General features: G+C 71.9%; 18 protein-coding genes and 1 pseudogene. 8 read left to right on the top strand and 11 right to left on the bottom strand.

What is annotated here, in order from left to right; translation table 11 throughout:
• Positions 1-292 precede the first annotated feature (292 nt).
• Entirely contained in the window at positions 293-922 is a 630-nt protein-coding gene (locus ACFUJR_RS27205; protein WP_383170095.1) for a winged helix-turn-helix transcriptional regulator, read from the bottom strand.
• A gap of 84 nt (positions 923-1,006) precedes the next feature.
• Between ACFUJR_RS27205 and ACFUJR_RS27200 the strand changes: the two genes are divergently transcribed.
• On the top strand, positions 1,007-2,218 hold the full coding sequence (locus ACFUJR_RS27200; RefSeq protein WP_383170096.1) for a pyridoxal phosphate-dependent aminotransferase: 1,212 nt from the start codon (positions 1,007-1,009) through the stop codon (positions 2,216-2,218).
• 62 nt (positions 2,219-2,280) lie between these two features.
• Positions 2,281-2,496, top strand: a complete 216-nt coding sequence (locus tag ACFUJR_RS27195) for a hypothetical protein (protein WP_383170098.1) — start codon at positions 2,281-2,283, stop codon at positions 2,494-2,496.
• Between the two features lie 425 nt (positions 2,497-2,921).
• On the opposite strand, the gene ACFUJR_RS27190 is transcribed toward ACFUJR_RS27195, so the two are convergent.
• A complete protein-coding gene (locus ACFUJR_RS27190) occupies positions 2,922-3,656 on the bottom strand; it encodes a hypothetical protein (RefSeq protein WP_383170100.1) in 735 nt (244 codons plus the stop codon).
• 81 nt (positions 3,657-3,737) lie between these two features.
• Between ACFUJR_RS27190 and ACFUJR_RS27185 the strand changes: the two genes are divergently transcribed.
• Positions 3,738-4,196: a hypothetical protein gene (locus ACFUJR_RS27185; protein WP_383170102.1), complete on the top strand. Its 459-nt coding sequence runs from the start codon at positions 3,738-3,740 to the stop codon at positions 4,194-4,196.
• A 10-nt stretch (positions 4,197-4,206) separates the two neighbouring features.
• Complete coding sequence (locus ACFUJR_RS27180; protein WP_383170104.1) at positions 4,207-4,866, top strand: DUF2293 domain-containing protein; 660 nt, start codon at positions 4,207-4,209, stop codon at positions 4,864-4,866.
• 27 nt (positions 4,867-4,893) lie between these two features.
• Here ACFUJR_RS27180 and ACFUJR_RS27175 read toward each other — a convergent pair whose 3' ends face one another.
• The 3 genes from ACFUJR_RS27175 to ACFUJR_RS27165 form a co-directional block, all read right to left on the bottom strand.
• A complete protein-coding gene (locus tag ACFUJR_RS27175; protein ID WP_383170106.1) occupies positions 4,894-5,712 on the bottom strand; it encodes a chaplin in 819 nt (272 codons plus the stop codon).
• 162 nt (positions 5,713-5,874) lie between these two features.
• Positions 5,875-7,218: an SWIM zinc finger family protein gene (locus tag ACFUJR_RS27170; RefSeq protein WP_383170108.1), complete on the bottom strand. Its 1,344-nt coding sequence runs from the start codon at positions 7,216-7,218 to the stop codon at positions 5,875-5,877.
• Positions 7,215-10,142: a DEAD/DEAH box helicase gene (locus ACFUJR_RS27165; RefSeq protein ID WP_383170110.1), complete on the bottom strand. Its 2,928-nt coding sequence runs from the start codon at positions 10,140-10,142 to the stop codon at positions 7,215-7,217. The genes ACFUJR_RS27170 and ACFUJR_RS27165 overlap by 4 nt, the downstream gene beginning before the upstream one ends.
• Before the next feature lie 188 nt (positions 10,143-10,330).
• Here ACFUJR_RS27165 and ACFUJR_RS27160 point away from each other — a divergent pair, with 188 nt between their 5' ends.
• Positions 10,331-10,663, top strand: a complete 333-nt coding sequence (locus tag ACFUJR_RS27160) for a hypothetical protein (RefSeq protein WP_383170112.1) — start codon at positions 10,331-10,333, stop codon at positions 10,661-10,663.
• Positions 10,664-10,683: 20 nt separating this feature from the next.
• On the opposite strand, the gene ACFUJR_RS27155 is transcribed toward ACFUJR_RS27160, so the two are convergent.
• The gene (locus ACFUJR_RS27155; RefSeq protein WP_383170114.1) at positions 10,684-11,130 is read right to left on the bottom strand and encodes a DoxX family protein; all 447 of its coding nucleotides are present in this window, start codon (positions 11,128-11,130) and stop codon (positions 10,684-10,686) included.
• Between the two features lie 119 nt (positions 11,131-11,249).
• Positions 11,250-11,945 (bottom strand): class I SAM-dependent methyltransferase, encoded by a 696-nt coding sequence (locus ACFUJR_RS27150; RefSeq protein WP_383170115.1) that lies wholly within the window; start codon positions 11,943-11,945, stop codon positions 11,250-11,252.
• Positions 11,946-12,084: 139 nt separating this feature from the next.
• Between ACFUJR_RS27150 and ACFUJR_RS27145 the strand changes: the two genes are divergently transcribed.
• Positions 12,085-12,366, top strand: coding sequence for a DUF6343 family protein (locus ACFUJR_RS27145; RefSeq protein ID WP_383170116.1), 282 nt, complete (start codon positions 12,085-12,087; stop codon positions 12,364-12,366).
• 33 nt (positions 12,367-12,399) lie between these two features.
• On the opposite strand, the gene ACFUJR_RS27140 is transcribed toward ACFUJR_RS27145, so the two are convergent.
• From ACFUJR_RS27140 to rpsA, 4 genes are all read right to left on the bottom strand, one after another.
• On the bottom strand, positions 12,400-12,768 hold the full coding sequence (locus ACFUJR_RS27140; protein WP_352186329.1) for a tetratricopeptide repeat protein: 369 nt from the start codon (positions 12,766-12,768) through the stop codon (positions 12,400-12,402).
• 218 nt (positions 12,769-12,986) lie between these two features.
• Entirely contained in the window at positions 12,987-13,595 is a 609-nt protein-coding gene (coaE, locus tag ACFUJR_RS27135; protein ID WP_383170118.1) for a dephospho-CoA kinase, read from the bottom strand.
• Positions 13,596-13,626: 31 nt separating this feature from the next.
• Positions 13,627-14,565, bottom strand: a complete 939-nt coding sequence (locus ACFUJR_RS27130; RefSeq protein ID WP_383170120.1) for a PAC2 family protein — start codon at positions 14,563-14,565, stop codon at positions 13,627-13,629.
• Between the two features lie 216 nt (positions 14,566-14,781).
• Positions 14,782-16,284, bottom strand: coding sequence for a 30S ribosomal protein S1 (gene rpsA, locus ACFUJR_RS27125; RefSeq protein ID WP_019885395.1), 1,503 nt, complete (start codon positions 16,282-16,284; stop codon positions 14,782-14,784).
• A gap of 346 nt (positions 16,285-16,630) precedes the next feature.
• Here rpsA and ACFUJR_RS27120 point away from each other — a divergent pair, with 346 nt between their 5' ends.
• Both ACFUJR_RS27120 and ACFUJR_RS27115 read left to right on the top strand, forming a co-directional pair.
• Positions 16,631-17,458 carry a class I SAM-dependent methyltransferase gene (locus ACFUJR_RS27120; RefSeq protein ID WP_383170122.1) on the top strand — a complete coding sequence of 276 codons (828 nt, stop codon included), beginning with the start codon at positions 16,631-16,633 and terminating at the stop codon, positions 17,456-17,458.
• 100 nt (positions 17,459-17,558) lie between these two features.
• A pseudogene (locus ACFUJR_RS27115) lies at positions 17,559-18,089 on the top strand (DEAD/DEAH box helicase); the annotation flags it as partial.

Below are 18,089 nucleotides of genomic sequence, written 5' to 3'. Positions count from 1 at the left end.
CGCGGGCTCGTCTCCGGAGAGCGGGGCGCCTTCGGCAGCACGTAGGCGACGTAGAGGACGACGGGCTCGGCTCCGATGTTGCGCCCGATGTGCACGCTCCTGCGGCCCGACGGCTCGACGGCCCGACGGCCCGACGAACGCCTTGCCCGCGGAGGTTGCCCCGGCCGAGCAGCCGTCGAGGGTGCGGGTCAGCGTGCCGGACCGGACGACGGCGATGAGCCGGCCGGGGGGGATGGCGCCATCCCGTGGAGCCGCCGGGCGCGGTGGTGACGGGGCGGACGGGCGAGCGATCTCAGCCGGCCGGTACGGTCTGATCGAACCGCGCCCGTCCCGCCGCGACCGCGTCCGCGAAGGTCAGCTCCCCGCCCGCCAGAGCTCGGCAGGTCGCGGTGTCCGTCCGCAGGTGCGCATCCGGATTCTCGGCCGGCCCGTCCGCGTACGAGACGGCCCCGTCGCCCTCGACCCGCACCTGGAACACGCCTTCATCCAGAGTCACTTGCACCACTCCCGTCACCACGCCCTCCAGGGCTCGGAGCAGCGGGATCGCGAACCAGTGGGCGCGTACGGCGTCGGTCGGACGCGGTGCGTCCAGGTCCTGCGCGCCCCACTCCGCCAGGGCCCGCAGGACCGGCAGCAGTGCACGTCCACGCGGGGTGAGCTCGTACACGTACGCCGATCCGGGTGGCGGCAGGCGGCGGCGGGTGACGAGTTCGGCGCCCTCCATGTCCTTGAGACGGCCGGCCAGCATGTCCGTGCTGACGCCCGGGAGATCGGCGTGGAGATCCGTGTAGCGGCGCGGCCCGGCGAGGAGTTCGCGGACGATGAGCAGCGTCCAGCGGTCGCCGACGGCGTCGAGGGCGCGCGCGGAAGCGCAGTACTGGTCGTAGCTCCGGCGGCGCGGCTGTCGTGGCTGACGTGGCATGCGACGCAGTCTAGACAAGTTGTTGGACTTTCCAAGCTCGAACTTGGTAAAACCAAGCATCAATACTTCTGGGGAGGTCGTCGCATGGAGTTCCGGCAGTCGAGCAAGCTGAGCGAGGTCTGCTACGAGATTCGCGGCCCGGTCATCGAGCACGCCAACGCCCTGGAGGAGGCGGGCCACAGCGTCCTGCGCCTCAACACCGGCAACCCCGCGCTCTTCGGCTTCGAGGCGCCTGAGGAGATCGTCCAGGACATGATCCGGATGCTCCCGAAGGCTCACGGCTACACGGACTCCCGCGGCATCCTCTCCGCCCGGCGCGCCGTCGCCCAGCGCTACCAGGCCATGGGCCTGCCCCAGGTCGACGTCGACGACGTCTTCCTCGGCAACGGCGTATCCGAACTGGTCTCCATGGCCGTCCAGGCACTCCTCGAGGACGGCGACGAGGTACTGATCCCCGCCCCCGACTTCCCCCTGTGGACGGCGGTGACCACCCTCGCGGGCGGAAAGGCCGTGCACTACCTCTGCGACGAGTCGGCCGACTGGTACCCGGACCTCGACGACATGGCGGCGAAGATCACCGACCGCACCCGGGCCGTCGTGATCATCAACCCCAACAACCCCACGGGCGCGGTCTACCCACGGGAGATCGTCGAGGGCATCCTCGACCTCGCCCGTCGCCACGGGCTGATGGTCTTCGCCGACGAGATCTACGACCAGATCGTCTACGACGAGGCCGTGCACCACCCGGCCGCCTCCCTCGCCCCGGACCTCGTCGTGCTCACCTTCGGCGGGCTCTCCAAGACGTACCGCGTGGCGGGGTTCCGCTCCGGCTGGCTGGTCGTCAGCGGCCCGCAGCAGCACGCGAAGAACTATCTGGAGGGGCTGACCATGCTCGCCTCCATGCGGCTGTGCCCGAACGCCCCCGCCCAGTACGCCATCCAGGCGGCGCTCGGCGGCCGGCAGTCGATCCACGAACTCACCGCCCCGGGCGGCAGGCTCCACGAGCAGCGCGACAAGGCCTGGGAGAAGCTCAACGAGATCCCCGGCGTCTCCTGCGTGAAACCGAAGGGCGCGCTCTACGCCTTCCCGCGCCTCGACCCGAAGGTGCACAGGATCCACGACGACGAGAAGTTCGTCCTCGACCTGCTGCTGCGCGAGAAGATCCAGGTGGTCCAGGGCACCGGCTTCAACTGGCCGCGGCCGGACCACTTCCGGATTCTGACCCTGCCGTACGCCGACGACCTGGACGCGGCGATCAGCCGCATCGGCCGCTTCCTGAGCGGCTACCGGCAGTAGGGCCACCCGACCCCTGCGCCGGCCCGTGACGTGGGCCTCGCGGACGGACGGGAGTGGGAGCCGTGAAGCGACGGTCCTCGGCGCCGCTGCCGGGCCGTGTGCGCCGGGTACCGCGGCAGACCGGGAGCGCCACCGGTGTCGCGCTCGGCGGCAGCCTGCTCGCCACCGCCGAGGGCGGTGCGGGGCTGCGCGTCGGCATGGCCGTCGGCCCGCTCGCCTATCTGACCGCCGCCGTCCTCGCCTGGCTCTGCGTACCGGCGAAGTCCGGTACGACGTAGCGCGTCACGGCTCCGGAAGAGGGAGCGGGTCCGAGGGCGTAGCCTGCCCCCGGACCCTGTTCGATGCCACTCACATCACACGCCGGCACACTTGAGGACCCGGGTCAGTCGTCATTGCGTCGCGTCCTGCCGTTGGACCACCGCCGATCGAGCTCGGCGGACCAGATTCGAACTGGCATTTCGACGCACCAGGGCCCGGGCCCGGTCGATCCGGCGATGAGCGGCGAATGCTGAGTCTGGAGCAATAGTCTGAGATTGATCGCGGTCTGCCTCTGCCTGGTTGGGCCATCCCGGCAGGAGAGTGCCGGGAGGAGGACTCGAACCTCCACTGGAACCGCGGGTTCACGACAAGCTTCAGCTTCAGCTTTGCGCTCCTCGCGCACCCCGGCCGTCTTCTGCGGCCGGGGAGTTCATGGGTGTCCCCGCTACCCGAAGAGGTAGCCGAAGACGGCGTCGCCGACACGCTGGTCGGTGACCTCGGCGCTGTTCGCCTCCTCACGGGCGAACTTCACGGCCTGCTGGAGCTTCTCCACCCGCTCCAGGAGCTCGTTCACCCGCCGGGCGGGCAGGGCGCCGGAGAACTTCACGGTGGTCCAGTAACCGACCGGCACGTCCTCGTAGTACACCTCGACCTGCGCCGGGTGCTTGTCCGTCGCCTCCGCCTTGACGTGGTTGCGCGGCACCTTCTTCGTCCGGACCGTCCGCACGACCTCGGTCTTCCACGCGTCGGTCGACGGGTCCTGTGTCCACGACTCGGCCGCGTCGAGGACCGGCAGCTTGCGCACGAAGGTGTTGATGTCCGTCAGTTGCTTCTCCAGGAAGAGGAGGTACGCGACGGGCACCCGGCTCACCAGGACACGCCCGTCGACCGTGATGTCGGCGCGCGCCTCGCAGTTGGCCCAGTCCTTGGTGGCGGTCACATCGAACAGCCTCGTCAACGCCCGCGCGGTGTCGCGCAGTACGTCCTCGGCCTTCACCTGTACCAGCGTGGACTCGGGCGGAAGCTGTTCGCCCTCCTCGTCCTTCGGCTGGTACGTCCGGGAGATGCCGGCGAGCAGGGCGGGCTTCTGCAGCCCGTGGTGCGCCGACGTGAGGTCCTGCTGCGCCCTGGACTTGACGCCCTTCTCCACTGCGATGATCTGATTGAGTTTCGTTGCCACGCGACGGACCCTAACCGGGGCCGGGGTGGTGAATCGAACGATTATCGGGGCCACTTGAGCGTGCGGAGGAGCGACCGGGGCATGGAGACGGCACTGATCGCCGTGGCGGGAACCCTGCTGGGTGTGATCGCCACGCACTGGTTCGAGAGCCGGGCCGCCGAGCGTACCGCGGCGCTCGCCCGCGACGAGCAGCTGCGGCAGGAACGTATCGCGGCCTACAGCGCCTTCGCGGGAGCGGTCGTCGACTACCGGCGCAGCCAGAACGACCGCTGGTTCCGCGCCGTGCAGGATCCGGACTCGGACCGGGCTGAGGAGTCGCGCTACGCCTCGTACCGTCAGCGCACGGCCACCCGCCAGGCGCTCTTCCGCGTCCAGTTGGTCTGCGGCGACGCGGACACCCGCCGCCTGGCCGAGCATGCCTTCGAGATGACCAACTGCATGCACGAGGCGACCGGCGAGGAGGACCGCGCCCACCGCTCACGGGAGGCGAAGGAGACGCTCGACCGATTCATCGCCGCCGCCGCTCCCGGCCTGCGCTGAGGGGGACGTCGTGGACCTGGTCGCACCCGTCGTCGTCGAACCGCTCAAGCGGCGCCGCTGCTCGGAGTGCCGTCAAGGGCCCCTGGAGCGGATGATCGTCGAGTTCAACGCGCCCGTCTGCCTCGACTGCGCCGACCTGGGCCATCTGGTGTTCCTGCGCCGAGGGGACACCGCCCTGACCCGCCGGGCGCGGGAGGGCAGCACGCTGTGGGCGGTGGTCGTACGCCACAACCGGCGCCGCACCCGGTACGAGCGTCAGGGCCTCCTCGTCGAGGAGGCCGCGCTCGCCCGGGCGGAGGCGGCCTGTCTGGCGGACGCGGAGGCGCGGGCGAGGCGTCGGGTCCGGGACGCGGCCCGACGCGCCGAGCGCGACGCGGAGGTCACGGCGGCGCTGGAGGCCGAGATCCTGCGGCTCTTCCCGCACTGCCCGCTGGACCGGGCCGCGGAGATCGCGGCCCATGCCTCCCACAAGGGCAGCGGCCGGGTGGGACGTACGGCGGCGGGACGGGCGCTCGACCGGGGCGCGGTCACGGCCGCGGTGCGGGCCGCCGTACGGCATGTCGACACCGAGTACGACTCGCTGCTCATGCGCGGTGTCCCCCGGCACCAGGCCCGGACGAGGGTGGCACCCGCCATCGAGACGGTGCTTCGGGCCTGGCGCCCCGGGTGAGGACGGGAAGGAACCGCGCGGAGGGCCTCAGACCTGCGCGCCCATGCCGCGCGCCCGGCGGTACAGGAGTGCGCCGCCGAGCAGCAGGGCCGCACCGGCCGGGGCCGCGTAGCCGACGAGCTCCGAGCCCGTGCTGGCGAGCGCGACCGAGCTGGTCTGTGGGCGGGGTGCGGGGGCGGACTCCGCGGTCTCCGTCTCGGGGACCGGAACGGGGTTGTTCCGCGTCGGCGTGGGCTTGGGCTCCTCGCCCGGCTCCCCGGGCTGGGACGGGCCGTTGACCGAGGTGTTGCCGAACACCGGGTTGCCGATGCCGACGACGTTGACGGAGTTGCCGCTCACGTTGACCGGGAGGTCGACGGGCAGCTGGAGTCCGTTGCCGGAGAGCACGCCGGGCGAGCCGTGGGCGTGGCCCTCGGCGGTGGCCCCGCCCCCGTTGGACGAGCCGCCGTGAGAGCCCTCGTGGGACGAGCCGCCGTGGCCGCCGCCCTGCTGCCCGCCGCCGGGCTGCCCGCCGCCGGGCTGGCCGCCGCTGCGCGGGGTGCCGGGCAGGTCCTTGTGGGCCCTGCCGGGGCCGTCGGCGTCCGAGCCGTAGCCGCCGGACGCACTCGTGTTCGCACAGCGGTTGCCGACGGCCGGGTTGAGCAGTCCGACGACGTTGACGGTGTTTCCGCAGACGTTGACCGGGGCGTGCACCGGCAACTGCACGGTGTTGCCGGAGCCGACGCCCGGTGAACCGACAGCGGCGCCCTGTGCACCGGAGTCGGCGTGCGCGGCGCCCGCCGAGAGCGCGAGCGCGCCACCCGTGACCATCAGTGTGGCCAGACCACTTCGGCGAATGTGCCTCATGGCTTCCTGCCTTCCGGAGGTGTTCACGGGCATCCGCCCGTACCGCAATTAACGCGATTCGGGCGATGCCGGATCAGGCCGTTGGCGGGTTTCACTCCATCGAGTGGGAATGGCTTCGAACGGACGGGGCATGGTGGGCCTGTGCGGGCCCCGCTCCGGCGGTCAGTGGCCCAGCAGATCGGTGAGCGCGCCGACCGGGTCGGCGTCGGGTGTGCCGCGGGGCCACCAGTCCTCACGGTCGGCGTCCGACTCGTAGCCGTACCAGAGTCCGTCGCGGCCGAAGCGGAGCTGCAGGGAGCGGGTCGACAGACGGTTGCGCCAGGGGCGGAAGGCCGGGAAGTCGGCGGCGAGCAGCGCCGGGCGGGCGCGGTCGAAGGGCCCCGCGGGCGGGTCCCAGGGCTCTTCGAGGACGGTGAGTCCGGCGGCTCCGCCCTGGCGCCATGCCGCGACGGCGCGGGCCAGGTCGGTGGGGGTGCGGTCCAGGGCGTAGGCGAGGTCGCGGTAGAGCGCCCGGGTGGAGGCGGTGAGTCCGGAGCCCGGGTGGCCGGCGGCCAGCCGCACGGCGTCCTGCCAGGGGGTGAGCGCGGCGACGGGGTCGTGCCCGGTGGTCAGGAAGGTGTGGGCCCGGGCCGCGGCCTCCGTGGCGAGCAGGTCCAGGGCGAGCGGAGCGAGAGGGGGGTACCCCCGGCCGGAGGCCGGGGGAGGATCGGGCGTGCGGGGGTCCGGCGGGTACGCGGGCGGACGGCCTGGCCGGGCGGGCGCGGGAAAGGGCGGCGGCAGTGACGGCAGGGCATGACCGGGGTGGGGGGCGAGCGCGGTGCGGGCCGGGACCGTGGCCATCGGGGGCGTCGCCGCCGTCTTCTCCGCGGCGGAGCGTGCCGCGTTGCGCTGGGTGAGGGCGGCGAGGATCTCCTGCTCACCGCGCCCCCTCATCAGGAAGAGGACGAACGGGTCCTCGTCGAGGAGCCGCGCCGACTGGTAGCAGAGGGCGGCCGCGTGTTTGCAGGGGAACCCGTCGTCCGGGCAGGAGCAGTCGGGGACGAGGTCTCCGGGCGCGGGCAGCAGACCAGTGACGGCCTCCAGGGCGTGCGGGACGTCCTTGTCGAGCAGGGCGGCGATGTGGTCGGGCCGCGCGGCGACCTCGTCGAGGAACCGCTCCCAGCCGTCGTCGCCGAGGGTCCGCAGCCGGATCTCGGTGCGGTACGGACGGGGGCGCGTGCCGTGGACGTAGGCGATGACCCGGCCGGGGGTGACCGTGATGGCGTCGACATGCCCGCGCCCCGCGTACGCCTTGCCGCGCGCCAGCCGCGCCGGGTCGAGGGCGGTGTCCTCAAGGGCCTCCACCCAGGCGTTGCCCCACCAGGTGGCGGCGAAGCGTCCGTCCGGCGCCTCGCGCGGGGCGAGGGCGGGGAACGTACGGCGCAGGTCGTCGTGGCGCGGGCCGGCGAACCTCCCGCCGGCGGATCGGCGGGCGGGGCGCGGTGAGGAGCCGGAGCGCCGGTTCATGCCGGCCTCCTCAGGGACACCAGGTCCGCCAGCTCGCGGTCGGTCAGCTCGGTCAGCGCGGCCTCCCCGGAGCCGAGAACGGCGTCGGCCAGGGCACGCTTGGCGCGCAGCATCTCCGCGATGGTGTCCTCCACCGTGCCCTCGGCGATCAGCCGGTGGACCTGGACGGGCTGGGTCTGTCCGATCCGGTAGGCCCGGTCGGTGGCCTGCTCCTCGACGGCCGGGTTCCACCAGCGGTCGAAGTGGACGACATGGCCGGCGCGGGTCAGGTTGAGCCCGGTGCCCGCCGCCTTCAGAGACAGCAGGAAGACGGGCACGTCACCAGACTGGAAGCGGTCGACCATCCGCTCGCGCTCGGCCACCGGCGTTCCGCCGTGGAGCAGTTGGGCGGGGATCGCCCGGGCCGCCAGATGGTCGGCGAGCAGCCGGGCCATGGAGACGTACTGGGTGAAGACGAGCACCGAGCCGCCTTCGGCCAGGATCGTGTCGAGGAGTTCGTCGAGCAGGGCGAGCTTTCCGGAGCGGCCGGCGAGCCGGGCCGTGCCGCCGCCCCTGGCTGTGTACTCCTTCAGGTACTGGGCGGGGTGGTTGCAGATCTGCTTCAGGGAGGTGAGCAGCTTCATGACGAGTCCGCGGCGCGCCATGCCCTCCGCGCCCTCGATCTGGGCCATGGTCTCCCGGACGACCGCCTCGTAGAGCGAGGCCTGCTCGCGGGTGAGGGCCACGGGGTGGTCGGACTCGGTCTTGGGAGGCAGCTCGGGGACGATGCCGGGGTCGGACTTGCGGCGGCGCAGCAGGAAGGGTCTGACGAGCCGGGCGAGGCGCTCGACGGCCTCCTGGTTCTCGATCTCCTCGCTGTTCTCGACGGCGCGCGCGTGGCGGGACCGGAAGGCCTTGAGGGAGCCGAGGAGGCCGGGGGTGGTCCAGTCGAGCAGGGACCACAGCTCGGAGAGGTTGTTCTCCACTGGGGTGCCGGTGAGGGCGACGCGGGCGGCCGTGGGGATGGTACGCAGCGCCTTGGCGGTGGCGGAGAAGGGGTTCTTGACGTGCTGGGCCTCGTCGGCGACGACCATCCCCCACTCCTGTTCGGCCAGGCGGCGGGCGCTGGTGCGGAGGGTGCCGTAGGTGGTGAGGACGAATCCGGCGGTGCCGGATTCCGGGACGAGTCCTTCGAGGGAGCGGTCGGCGCCGTGGAAGCGGCGCACGGGGAGGCCGGGGGCGAAGCGCTGGATCTCCCGCTGCCAGTTGCCCAGCAGGGAGGCGGGACAGACGACCAGGGTGGGGGCGCGGCGGGCGCGGCGCAGATGGAGTGCGATCAGGGTGACGGTCTTGCCGAGGCCCATGTCGTCGGCGAGGCAGCCGCCGAGGCCGAGCGAGGTCATCAGGTCGAGCCAGGCCAGTCCGCGCAGCTGGTAGTCGCGCAGGGTGGCGTCCAGTCCGGCGGGTGCCTCGACCTCCTCGGGACCGGCGACGAGCCGGTCCCGGAGTGTCGCGAGGGCGCCCACGGGCACGGCGCGGACGGTCTCGCCGTCCACCTCGGCCGTACCGCTGAGGGCGACGGCGAGCGCGTCGACGGGCTCCAGGAGGCCGAGTTCGCGCTTGCGGGCCTTGCGGACCAGGTCGGGGTCGACGACCACCCACTGGTCGCGCAGCCGCACGATGGGCCGGTGGGACTCCGCGAGGGCGTCCATCTCACGCTCGGTGAGCGGGTCGCCGTCGAGGGCCAACTGCCAGTTGAAGCGGAGCAGTTCCTCACTGTCGAAGAACGCCGTGCCGTCGGTGGCCGAGCCCGGGGCGCTGACCGGCGGCCGTACGACGGCGGAGGCGCTGAGCGAGCGGGCCAGCTCACGGGGCCAGTGGACGGCCACCCCGGCGTCCGCCAGGCGTGCGGCGGCGGGGCCGAGGAGCTCGTACAGCTCGTCCTCGGTGAGGGCGAGGACGTCGGGGACGTCCCGCTCCAGGAGCCCGCCGAGCGGGGGCCAGACGCGGGCCGCACGGCGCAGTGCGAGGACGGCGTCGACGCGGGCCCGCGGTCCGAAGAGTTCGTCGCCGTCGCCCGCCCAGAGTGCGGCGGCGTCGATGACGAGGGTGGGGTCGGCGAGGCTGTGGACCTGGAGGAGGGCCGCGGCGGCGCGGCGCTCGTCACCGCCCTCCTCGGCGACGTCGAAGAGTTCGTATCCGCTCAGGTCGAGCCGGAGCGAGACCCGGACCCCGGCGTCCATGCCGGCCGCCGCCTCGGCCGCCCAGGCACGTGCGTGGGGCAGGTGCTGTGCGGCGCGCGCGGCGAACGGCTCACCGGCCGCGTGGGCCGCGGCGGGGGTACGGGGCAGGGTGTCGGCGACGGCGTCGAGGAAGGCCCGCACGAGCGCCTCCGGGTCGGGCAGCTGGAGCGGACCGCGGCCGGGGACGGGCACCGCGTGGGCCTCGGGTGGCATGGCGGCGGCGACCGCCCTCAGATGGGCGATGTCGTCGGCGTCCAGCGGCCCGGCCCGCCAGGCGTCCAGGTCGTCGGCGGTGAGACCCGGCAGCAGCCGGCCCCGTGCGGCGAGATGCAGGGCGTGCAGGGCAGCGGCGCCCCAGCAGGCGGTCGCGGGATGGGCGTCCGGACGGTGGCGGGCGGCGACCAGGTGCGGCAGCGCCTCGGCGACCCCGAGGATCACCGCGGGGACCGTGCGGCTGCGGACTCCGGCGCCGTGCCGCCGTACGACGGTGAGCTCGGGTCCGCCGGCCGAGCCGTCGCCCTCGTCCGGCCTGCCCGTGTCCCCGGCGCCTTCCGGCGCCTCGTCCCCCCGGCCGACCCGTGCGGGCTCGGGCAGCGCGGGCAGCGCGCCGCCGTCCGGCGCCCAGAAGGCGACCCGCCCCTCCCGGGGCAGCGAGGCCGGGAGGAAGACGGCGGCACAGGTATGCCAGGTGTGCTGGGTCATGGCGCCGGTCACCTCCCGTTGCGCGACGGATTCCTTCTGGATCTCCGACCTTACGGGTGGGGTCTGACAACGGGCCCTCGCGCCGCTTCCCCCGGGCGGACCAGCAGCGGATGACAGCCCGCCCCGCAGGCGGCAGGGTGACGTGAACAGGGCTTCTGCCGCCTTCGCCCGACAGACGAGGAACCCCCATGTCCGTTCATCGGCGTATCGGCACCGCCGCCGGGGCCGCGCTCCTGACGCTCACCGTCGCGGGCTGCTCCGGTCTCGGCCGCACCGCGGTGGGCACGCTCACCTACGACACCGAGCGCGAGGTCGTCATCACCGTGACGAGCCCTTTGGTCACCGGCTGCCACCGGCTCGCCCCGTCCGGCGTGACGAGGGTCGAGAACCGCACGCTGCTGGACCTGAGGCTGTACACGAACAGGCAGTGTCAGGGCGACTACATCTACATCGCCACCAACACGAGCGACATCATCGCGCCGGACACCCTCCCCTGGCGTAGCTACAGCGTCGTCCACTAGCCGCGGCCACGCCGAGCGCCTCACACCCGGCGACGGATCCGCGCGAGAAGTTCCGTGGTCCGGTCGCGACGGGTCCAGGCGACCACGACGAGGGGTACGGCGAAGAGGACCGGCGTCAGGGCGTTCTGGCCGTCGAACACGGTCAGCTGGGTGACGCACGCCCCGATCATCAGGCCGATCAGCGCGGTCGCGGCAGCGCTGGAGAGGATCGGGATCACCAGCGCCACGGCGCCGGCCAGCTCCAGGGCACCGACGGTGTACATCAGCCAGTCGCCCCAGCCGATCCGGTCGAAGGCCTCGGCGGCCGACCAGTGTCCGACCAGCTTCGGCGAGGCGCTCGGGATCGCGAAGAAGAGCGCGAGGAGGATCTGCAGGACCCGTACGGAGATGTCGGCGCGGCGGCTCAGGCGCCCCTTCCGCACGGTGGCCCCGGAGGCGACGGTGACGGGTGCGGTGTCGGTGGTCATGGGTGATCCCCCTGCTGTCGGCGATGCGTTCGCTGTCACAGGGGTAGACGGGCGGGGCACCGGAAACTCATCGTCGTCCCGGGGCCCGACGCGAACTTTCTCAACGCGTCTCGGCCCACTCAGCCGCTCACGGGTCGAGCCCTGACCCATGTGCCGTCGTCCGTCAGGACGGCGTCGACCGCGAGCCCCGCCTCGCCCAGGTACCGCTCGAACTCCGCCGCGCTCAGGGGCCGCGAAAGGAACGTCTGGGTCCAGCGCAGATTCGGGAAGACGTACTCCGCGAGAACCGAGTTGACGCCGTCGCCGACCGGGTCCGACGACACGATGCGTACCGTGCAGCCGCCCGGGTCCTCGCGTTCGCGTGGCACCTCCCGATGCCAGCCTTCGCCCTCGCGCTGGATCAGGACGCAGCCGTCGTCGCGGACATGGCGTCTGCAGCTCTCCAGCAGCGCCTGCCGTTCGGTGTGTTCGGCCGTGTGGACCAGGAACGAGGCGAGCATCACCACGTCGAACCGCCGCTCCAGGCGCAGTGATTCGATCGGACTGCACACCGTCTCCACGCCCGGCACGCGCTCCCTGACCGCTTCCAGCATCTCTGCCGACTCGTCCACCGCCGTCACGGCGAACCCCCGCTCGGCCAGAGGCCCCGTCACCCGCCCTGCCCCACAGCCCAGTTCGAGCAGGGAGGCACCGGCCGGCACGGCGGCCTCGATCACATCGGGCTCGCGTCCCACCCCGAGGCGCCGGTAGACGTCGACGGCACAGCCGTCGGGGGTGAGGGCTCCGGGCCCCGTCCCTTGGTGTCCCTCAGGCATCCGTCCGCTCATGCCCAGGAGAACGAAGGTCCTGGGGCGGCCGTTCCCACCGGCGCCCCGACGGCCCGGATGTCGCTCGTTCGAGTGACGTTCGCCCCTGCGCGCAGGGGGTAGACCCTCAGTAGGAGATGCGACCGTCATGCGTACTGGCAGTGAACCGGCGACCGCGCGCAGTGCTCTGCGGATGCGGTTCTGGCTGAGTCTGTGGGGTCTGCTCTGGGCCGCCTTCGGTACGACGGCCTTCGCCCTGGTGGGCAGCCCGGGGTGGGCGGCGGCCTGCGGGGCGCTGTTCGTCGTGGCAGCCGTCGACATGTCGATGGTGCTGCGCCACATCCGTCAGGGGCCGCATTGGCAGCCCGGGCGGGACATCCCGCCGTACGAGCCCGATCACGGCGGCACGGGCCCCCGCCGTCGCCGCTGACACGCGTGGGGCGGTGCGCGCCCCGTGCCGGCGTCAGTCCTCGACGCCGAAGCGGGCCGCCTGAAGGTACTCCGGCCTGGGGTCGAGCGCGGCCGCCAGGCGGAAGTGGCGGGTTGCCTGGTCGGGCCGGCCGGAGCGCTGGAAGGTGCGGGCCAGGGCGAAGTGCGCGAAAGCGTTGTCCGGCTCGCGCTCCAGAACCAGCTCGAACTCCAGCTCGGCCGGACGCAGTTGGGCGGCGGCGAAGAAGGCGCGGGCGCGCAGCAGCCGTGCCGCGGTGTTCTCGGGGTGAGCGGCGATCACCGAGTCGAGCAGTTTCACGGCACCGCGGGGGTCCCGCGCTGCCAGCAGCTGCTCGGCGGCACGGAAGTCGATGACGTGGGTCTCGGGGTTCCTCTCGGCCACGGTGGCATCCTTCCCTTGCTCCGGCGGTTCAACATCGGGCGCGGCAGCGGTATTCCGTGCGGGAACACGATTCCGGCACGGACGGACGCGCCACGGTTCCCGCGGCGGCCCGCCGCGGTCGTGACCGCCGGGGATCCGACCGCCGGGGATCCGACCGCCGCACCCGCGATCCCTACCCCGTCGGAAGCGTGACCGATCGGCTCGGACCTCTCGGCTTTCTAGCGGGTCCCCTCGGCGGCCCGCCGGGTCAGCTCGTCCCAGACCTTGCGTACCTGGGGTTCCAGCGCGTCCAGCGGCCCGTCGTTGTCGATGACCAGGTCCGCGATCGCCCGGCGCTGCTCACGCGTGGCCTGGGCCGCCATCCGGGCTCGCGCCTCGGCCTCCGCCATGCCCCGCAGCCGTACCAGCCGGTCGAGCTGTGTCTCCGGGGACGCGTCGACGACGACCACCAGGTCGTAGAGAGGGGCGAGGCCGTTCTCGGTGAGCAGAGGGACGTCGTGGACGACGACGTCGTCGGGGCCGGCCGCGCTCTCCAGCTCGGCGGAGCGGGCGCCGACCAGAGGGTGGACGATCGCGTTCAGGGCCGCCAGACGGTCGGCGTCGGCGAAGACGACCGAGCCGAGTTTCGGCCGGTCCAGGCTGCCCTTCTCGGTCAGGATCTCCGCCCCGAACGCCTCCACGACGGCCGCGAGCCCGGGGGTCCCGGGCTCGACGACCTCGCGAGCGATCTTGTCGGCGTCGATCAGCACGGCCCCGTACGAGACGAGCAGCCGCGACACTTCACTCTTGCCGGCGCCGATACCGCCGGTCAGGCCCACCTTCAGCATGACCGGCAGCTTAGGACCCGCGGTCCGTCGGCTACGCGTCGCCCTCCCGCTCGGCGAGGAAGCGCTCGAACTCGCGGCCGAGTTCGTCGGCCGACGGCAGGTCGACGGGCTCGGCGACCAGGCTGCCGCGGGTCTCGGCGCCGGCCGCGGCGTCGTACTGGTGCTCAAGGCCCTGGACCAGGGCCGTCAGCTCGTCGTCGCCCTCGCCGATCTGGCGCTCGATCTCGGTCTGGGTTCGACGGGCCTCGGTGCGCAGCGTGTGGGCGACACCGGGCAGGACGAGACCGGTGGCGGCCGTGATCGCCTCCAGGACGGTCAGCGCGGCGTCGGGATAGGAGGACCGGGCCACGTAGTGCGGGACGTGGGCGGCGACGCCGAGGGTGTCGTGACCGGACTCGGTGAGCCGGAACTCGACGAGCGATTCGGCGCTGCCGGGGACCTGGGCCTCGTCGAAGGGGCTTCGGTGGCCGGGCATGAGGTCCGTGCGGCTTCCGTGCGGGGTGAGGCCGACGGGGCGGGTGTGCGGGACTCCCATAGGGATGCCGTGGAAGTTCACGGAGAGCCGGACGCCGAGGCGGTCGACGATCTGGCGGACGGCGACGGCGAACCGCTCCCACTCCACGTCCGGCTCGGGGCCGGACAGCAGCAGGAAGGGGGCGCCGGTGGCGTCCTGGACGAGCCGGACCTCGATGGCGGGCGTCTCGTACGACGTCCAGCGGTCTCGCCGGAAGGTGAGCAGCGGCCGACGCGCGCGGTAGTCCACGAGCCGGTCGTGGTCGAAGCGGGCCACCACCTGGTGCGGCAGCGTGTCCAGCAGGCGGTCGACGATCTGCTCGCCGGCCTCACCCGCGTCGATGTAGCCGTCGAAGTGGTAGAGCATGACCAGCCCGGCCGACTCCTGCGCCAGGGCCATGTCCACGACGGCCAGGCCCTTCTGGTCCCATTCGTACAAATCCTGGGGATCAAGCACGATTACCGCTCCTCCTCGCGTTCCTAGAGAAGAACGCTGCCCGGTGCACGAGCATTCCCCGCGGCCCTGTTTTCGTGAGCGGAGTGTGCGCGCGCGAGCACGCGCGCGTGAGGCCCGGGGAACACGCGTGGAGTCCTGGGAACGACTGAGGCCCGCTCCCCCGGAGGGGAGCGGGCCTCGATCGTTGGCTAGCTAGTGCCTAGGGGCAGAGCTGATTCAGCTCTGGCCGCCGGCCAGCTTCTCGCGCAGGGCAGCCAGGGCCTCGTCCGACGCCAGGGCGCCGGAGTTGTCGTCCGACTCCGAGGAGTACGAACCACCGGAGACACCCGCCGGGGCACCGGCCGGAGCGGCGGCGCCACCCTCGGCAGCGGCGGCCTCGTCGGCCTCGCGGGACTTGATGACCTGAGCCTGGTGCTGCTCGAAGCGCTGCTGCGCCTCGGCGTACTGGGTCTCCCAGGCCTCGCGCTGGGTCTCGTAGCCCTCGAGCCAGTCGTTGGTCTCGGGGTCGAAGCCCTCGGGGTAGATGTAGTTGCCCTGGTCGTCGTAGGACGCGGCCATGCCGTACAGGGTCGGGTCGAACTCGACCGACGCCGGGTCGGCACCGAAGGACTCGTTGGCCTGCTTCAGGGACAGCGAGATCCGGCGACGCTCGAGGTCGATGTCGATGACCTTGACGAAGATCTCGTCGTTGACCTGGACGACCTGCTCCGGGATCTCCACGTGGCGCTCGGCCAGCTCGGAGATGTGGACCAGACCCTCGATGCCCTCGTCCACGCGGACGAACGCACCGAACGGAACCAGCTTCGTGACCTTACCCGGGACGACCTGGCCGATCTGGTGGGTACGGGCGAACTGCTGCCACGGGTCCTCCTGGGTCGCCTTCAGCGACAGGGAGACGCGCTCGCGGTCCATGTCCACGTCGAGAACCTCGACGGTGACCTCCTGGCCGACCTCGACAACCTCGGAGGGGTGGTCGATGTGCTTCCAGGACAGCTCGGAGACGTGCACGAGGCCGTCTACGCCACCCAGGTCCACGAAGGCACCGAAGTTGACGATCGAGGACACGACGCCGGAGCGGACCTGACCCTTCTGCAGGGTCGTGAGGAAGGTCTGGCGAACCTCGGACTGGGTCTGCTCCAGCCAGGCACGGCGGGACAGGACCACGTTGTTGCGGTTCTTGTCCAGCTCGATGATCTTCGCCTCGAGCTCCTTGCCCACGTAGGGCTGGAGGTCGCGGACACGACGCATCTCGACCAGGGAGGCCGGGAGGAAGCCGCGGAGGCCGATGTCGAGGATGAGACCACCCTTGACGACCTCGATGACGGTACCGGTGACGATGCCGTCCTCTTCCTTGATCTTCTCGATGGTGCCCCAGGCGCGCTCGTACTGGGCACGCTTCTTCGAGAGGATCAGGCGGCCTTCCTTGTCCTCCTTCTGGAGAACCAGGGCCTCGATCTCGTCGCCGACCTTGACAACCTCGTTCGGGTCGACGTCGTGCTTGATCGAGAGCTCGCGGCTCGGGATGACACCTTCGGTCTTGTAACCGATGTCGAGCAGGACCTCGTCCCGGTCGACCTTCACGATGACGCCGTCGACGATGTCGCCGTCGTTGAAGTACTTGATCGTCTCGTCGATCGCGGCGAGGAAGGCTTCCTCGTTACCGATGTCGTTGACCGCAACCTGCGGGGTGGTGGCGGTGGTCTCGGTGCTGCTCGTCATGTGGGAAAGGGCTCCGGTTACGGACAGAAAGTCGTAGGTACTGCTACGCCGAGAGCCCGTATCGCACCGAAGAAGCCGGACAGCCAATGAAACGCCCTTCCCGGCGGACCGGTGGGCGCCTCGAGAACCGAGGGGACATACAACCGTGCGAGCGCGGCCTGCTCCGTCTGAGGCGCGCAGGCCCGCAGCGCAACCTTTAGCATACGGGGGCAGCCGGACAGGGTCAATGCGCGAAGCGCGCACGCGGGGCGGTTCGCCATACACCCGGCACAACTCAAGTCTCCCCAGGCCATCCTGGCCGGGGGCCGCGCAGCGACGCTGTGCGCAAACTACATCGACGGGCGAGATGAACCAAGAGTACGAACAGGAAGACGGGTCCGAGTACGAGCCGGCGGCGACCCGGCGTGACGCGGGGGACGCGGAGAGCAGCCGGGCGAGTCGCGGCTGGTGGGACGGGAACGCCGACGAGTACCAGAGCGAGCACGGGGCGTTCCTCGGGGACGACCGTTTCGTCTGGGGGCCGGAGGGTCTCGACGAGGCCGAGGCGGGACTGCTCGGACCGGCCGGCGCGTTGAAGGGGCTCGACATCCTGGAGGTCGGCGCCGGGGCGGCGCAGTGCTCGCGCTGGCTCGCGGCGCAGGGGGCGCGGCCGGTGGCGCTCGACCTCTCCCACCGGCAGCTCCAGCACGCGCTGCGGATCGGGGAGGACGTGCCGCTGGTCGAGGCGGACGCCGGAGCTCTGCCTTTCCGGGACGGCGCCTTCGACCTGGCCTGCTCGGCGTACGGCGCGGTGCCGTTCGTGGCGGACCCGGTGAAGGTGTTCCGCGAGGTGCGCCGGGTGCTGCGGCCGGGCGGCAGGTGGGTCTTCTCGGTGACGCACCCGATCCGCTGGGCCTTCCCCGACGAACCGGGTCCCGAGGGACTCTCGGTCGCGGCCTCCTATTTCGACCGCACCCCCTACGTCGAGCAGGACGAGCGGGGACAGGCCGTCTATGTGGAGCACCATCGGACGATCGGAGACCGGGTACGGGACGTGGTGGCCGGTGGCTTCCGGCTGGTGGATCTCGTCGAGCCGGAGTGGCCGGAGTGGAACAGCCAGGAGTGGGGCGGCTGGTCGCCGCTGCGGGGGAACCTGATCCCGGGGACGGCGATCTTCGTCTGCGAGCGGGACTGACGAACCGAGCGGTATATGACGAACACCGTTCGTCATATAAGAGGACAGGGCCTGTGGACAGCGGTGCCCACCGCCGGGGACGACGTACGAGACTGAGTGCGTGATCCGACACAACGCACTCGACCGTCTCCCCGTCCGCCATGCCGTGCCCGAGCTGCTGACCGCACTCGAGGAGCGCGGCACGGCGGTGCTGTACGCGCCTCCCGGCACCGGCAAGACCACGCTGGTGCCGCTCGCGCTCGCGGGTCTTATAGGGGACGGACCACGGCGGCGGGTACTGGTCGCCGAACCGCGCCGGATGGCGGTGCGGGCGGCGGCCCGGCGGATGGCGTGGCTGCTGGGCCAGGAGGTCGGCGAGGCCGTCGGCTTCTCGGTCCGCGGCGAACGTCGGACCGGCCCCGGGACCCGCGTCGAGGTGGTGACGACGGGTGTCCTCCTCCAGCGGCTCCAGCGTGATCCGGAGCTGGCGGGCGTGGACGTGGTGCTGCTCGACGAGTGCCACGAACGTCATCTGGACGCGGACACGGCGATGGCGTTCCTGTATGACGAACACCGTTCGCCATATAAGAGGACAGGGCCTGTGGACAGCGGTGCCCACCGCCGGGGACGACGTACGAGACTGAGTGCGTGA

The organism is Streptomyces sp. NPDC057271, from assembly GCF_042668715.1.
In the GTDB taxonomy this organism is placed as follows: Bacteria; Actinomycetota; Actinomycetes; order Streptomycetales; family Streptomycetaceae; genus Streptomyces.
The sequence above is the reverse complement of the archived record's forward strand: the minus strand, read 5'-3'. Positions and strand labels throughout refer to the sequence as shown.

What these genes read in the sequence shown, in the direction of transcription:
- ACFUJR_RS27145 (WP_383170116.1), top strand. Translation starts at nt 12,085, where the DNA reads ATGCGTACTGGCAGTGAACCGGCGACCGCGCGCAGTGCTCTGCGGATG.
- rpsA (WP_019885395.1), bottom strand. Translation starts at nt 16,284, where the DNA reads ATGACGAGCAGCACCGAGACCACCGCCACCACCCCGCAGGTTGCGGTC.
- ACFUJR_RS27205 (WP_383170095.1), bottom strand. Translation starts at nt 922, where the DNA reads ATGCCACGTCAGCCACGACAGCCGCGCCGCCGGAGCTACGACCAGTAC.
- ACFUJR_RS27160 (WP_383170112.1), top strand. Translation starts at nt 10,331, where the DNA reads ATGTCCGTTCATCGGCGTATCGGCACCGCCGCCGGGGCCGCGCTCCTG.
- coaE (WP_383170118.1), bottom strand. Translation starts at nt 13,595, where the DNA reads ATGCTGAAGGTGGGCCTGACCGGCGGTATCGGCGCCGGCAAGAGTGAA.
- ACFUJR_RS27155 (WP_383170114.1), bottom strand. Translation starts at nt 11,130, where the DNA reads ATGACCACCGACACCGCACCCGTCACCGTCGCCTCCGGGGCCACCGTG.
- ACFUJR_RS27170 (WP_383170108.1), bottom strand. Translation starts at nt 7,218, where the DNA reads ATGAACCGGCGCTCCGGCTCCTCACCGCGCCCCGCCCGCCGATCCGCC.
- ACFUJR_RS27165 (WP_383170110.1), bottom strand. Translation starts at nt 10,142, where the DNA reads ATGACCCAGCACACCTGGCATACCTGTGCCGCCGTCTTCCTCCCGGCC.
- ACFUJR_RS27185 (WP_383170102.1), top strand. Translation starts at nt 3,738, where the DNA reads ATGGAGACGGCACTGATCGCCGTGGCGGGAACCCTGCTGGGTGTGATC.
- ACFUJR_RS27120 (WP_383170122.1), top strand. Translation starts at nt 16,631, where the DNA reads ATGAACCAAGAGTACGAACAGGAAGACGGGTCCGAGTACGAGCCGGCG.
- ACFUJR_RS27200 (WP_383170096.1), top strand. Translation starts at nt 1,007, where the DNA reads ATGGAGTTCCGGCAGTCGAGCAAGCTGAGCGAGGTCTGCTACGAGATT.
- ACFUJR_RS27150 (WP_383170115.1), bottom strand. Translation starts at nt 11,945, where the DNA reads ATGCCTGAGGGACACCAAGGGACGGGGCCCGGAGCCCTCACCCCCGAC.
- ACFUJR_RS27175 (WP_383170106.1), bottom strand. Translation starts at nt 5,712, where the DNA reads ATGAGGCACATTCGCCGAAGTGGTCTGGCCACACTGATGGTCACGGGT.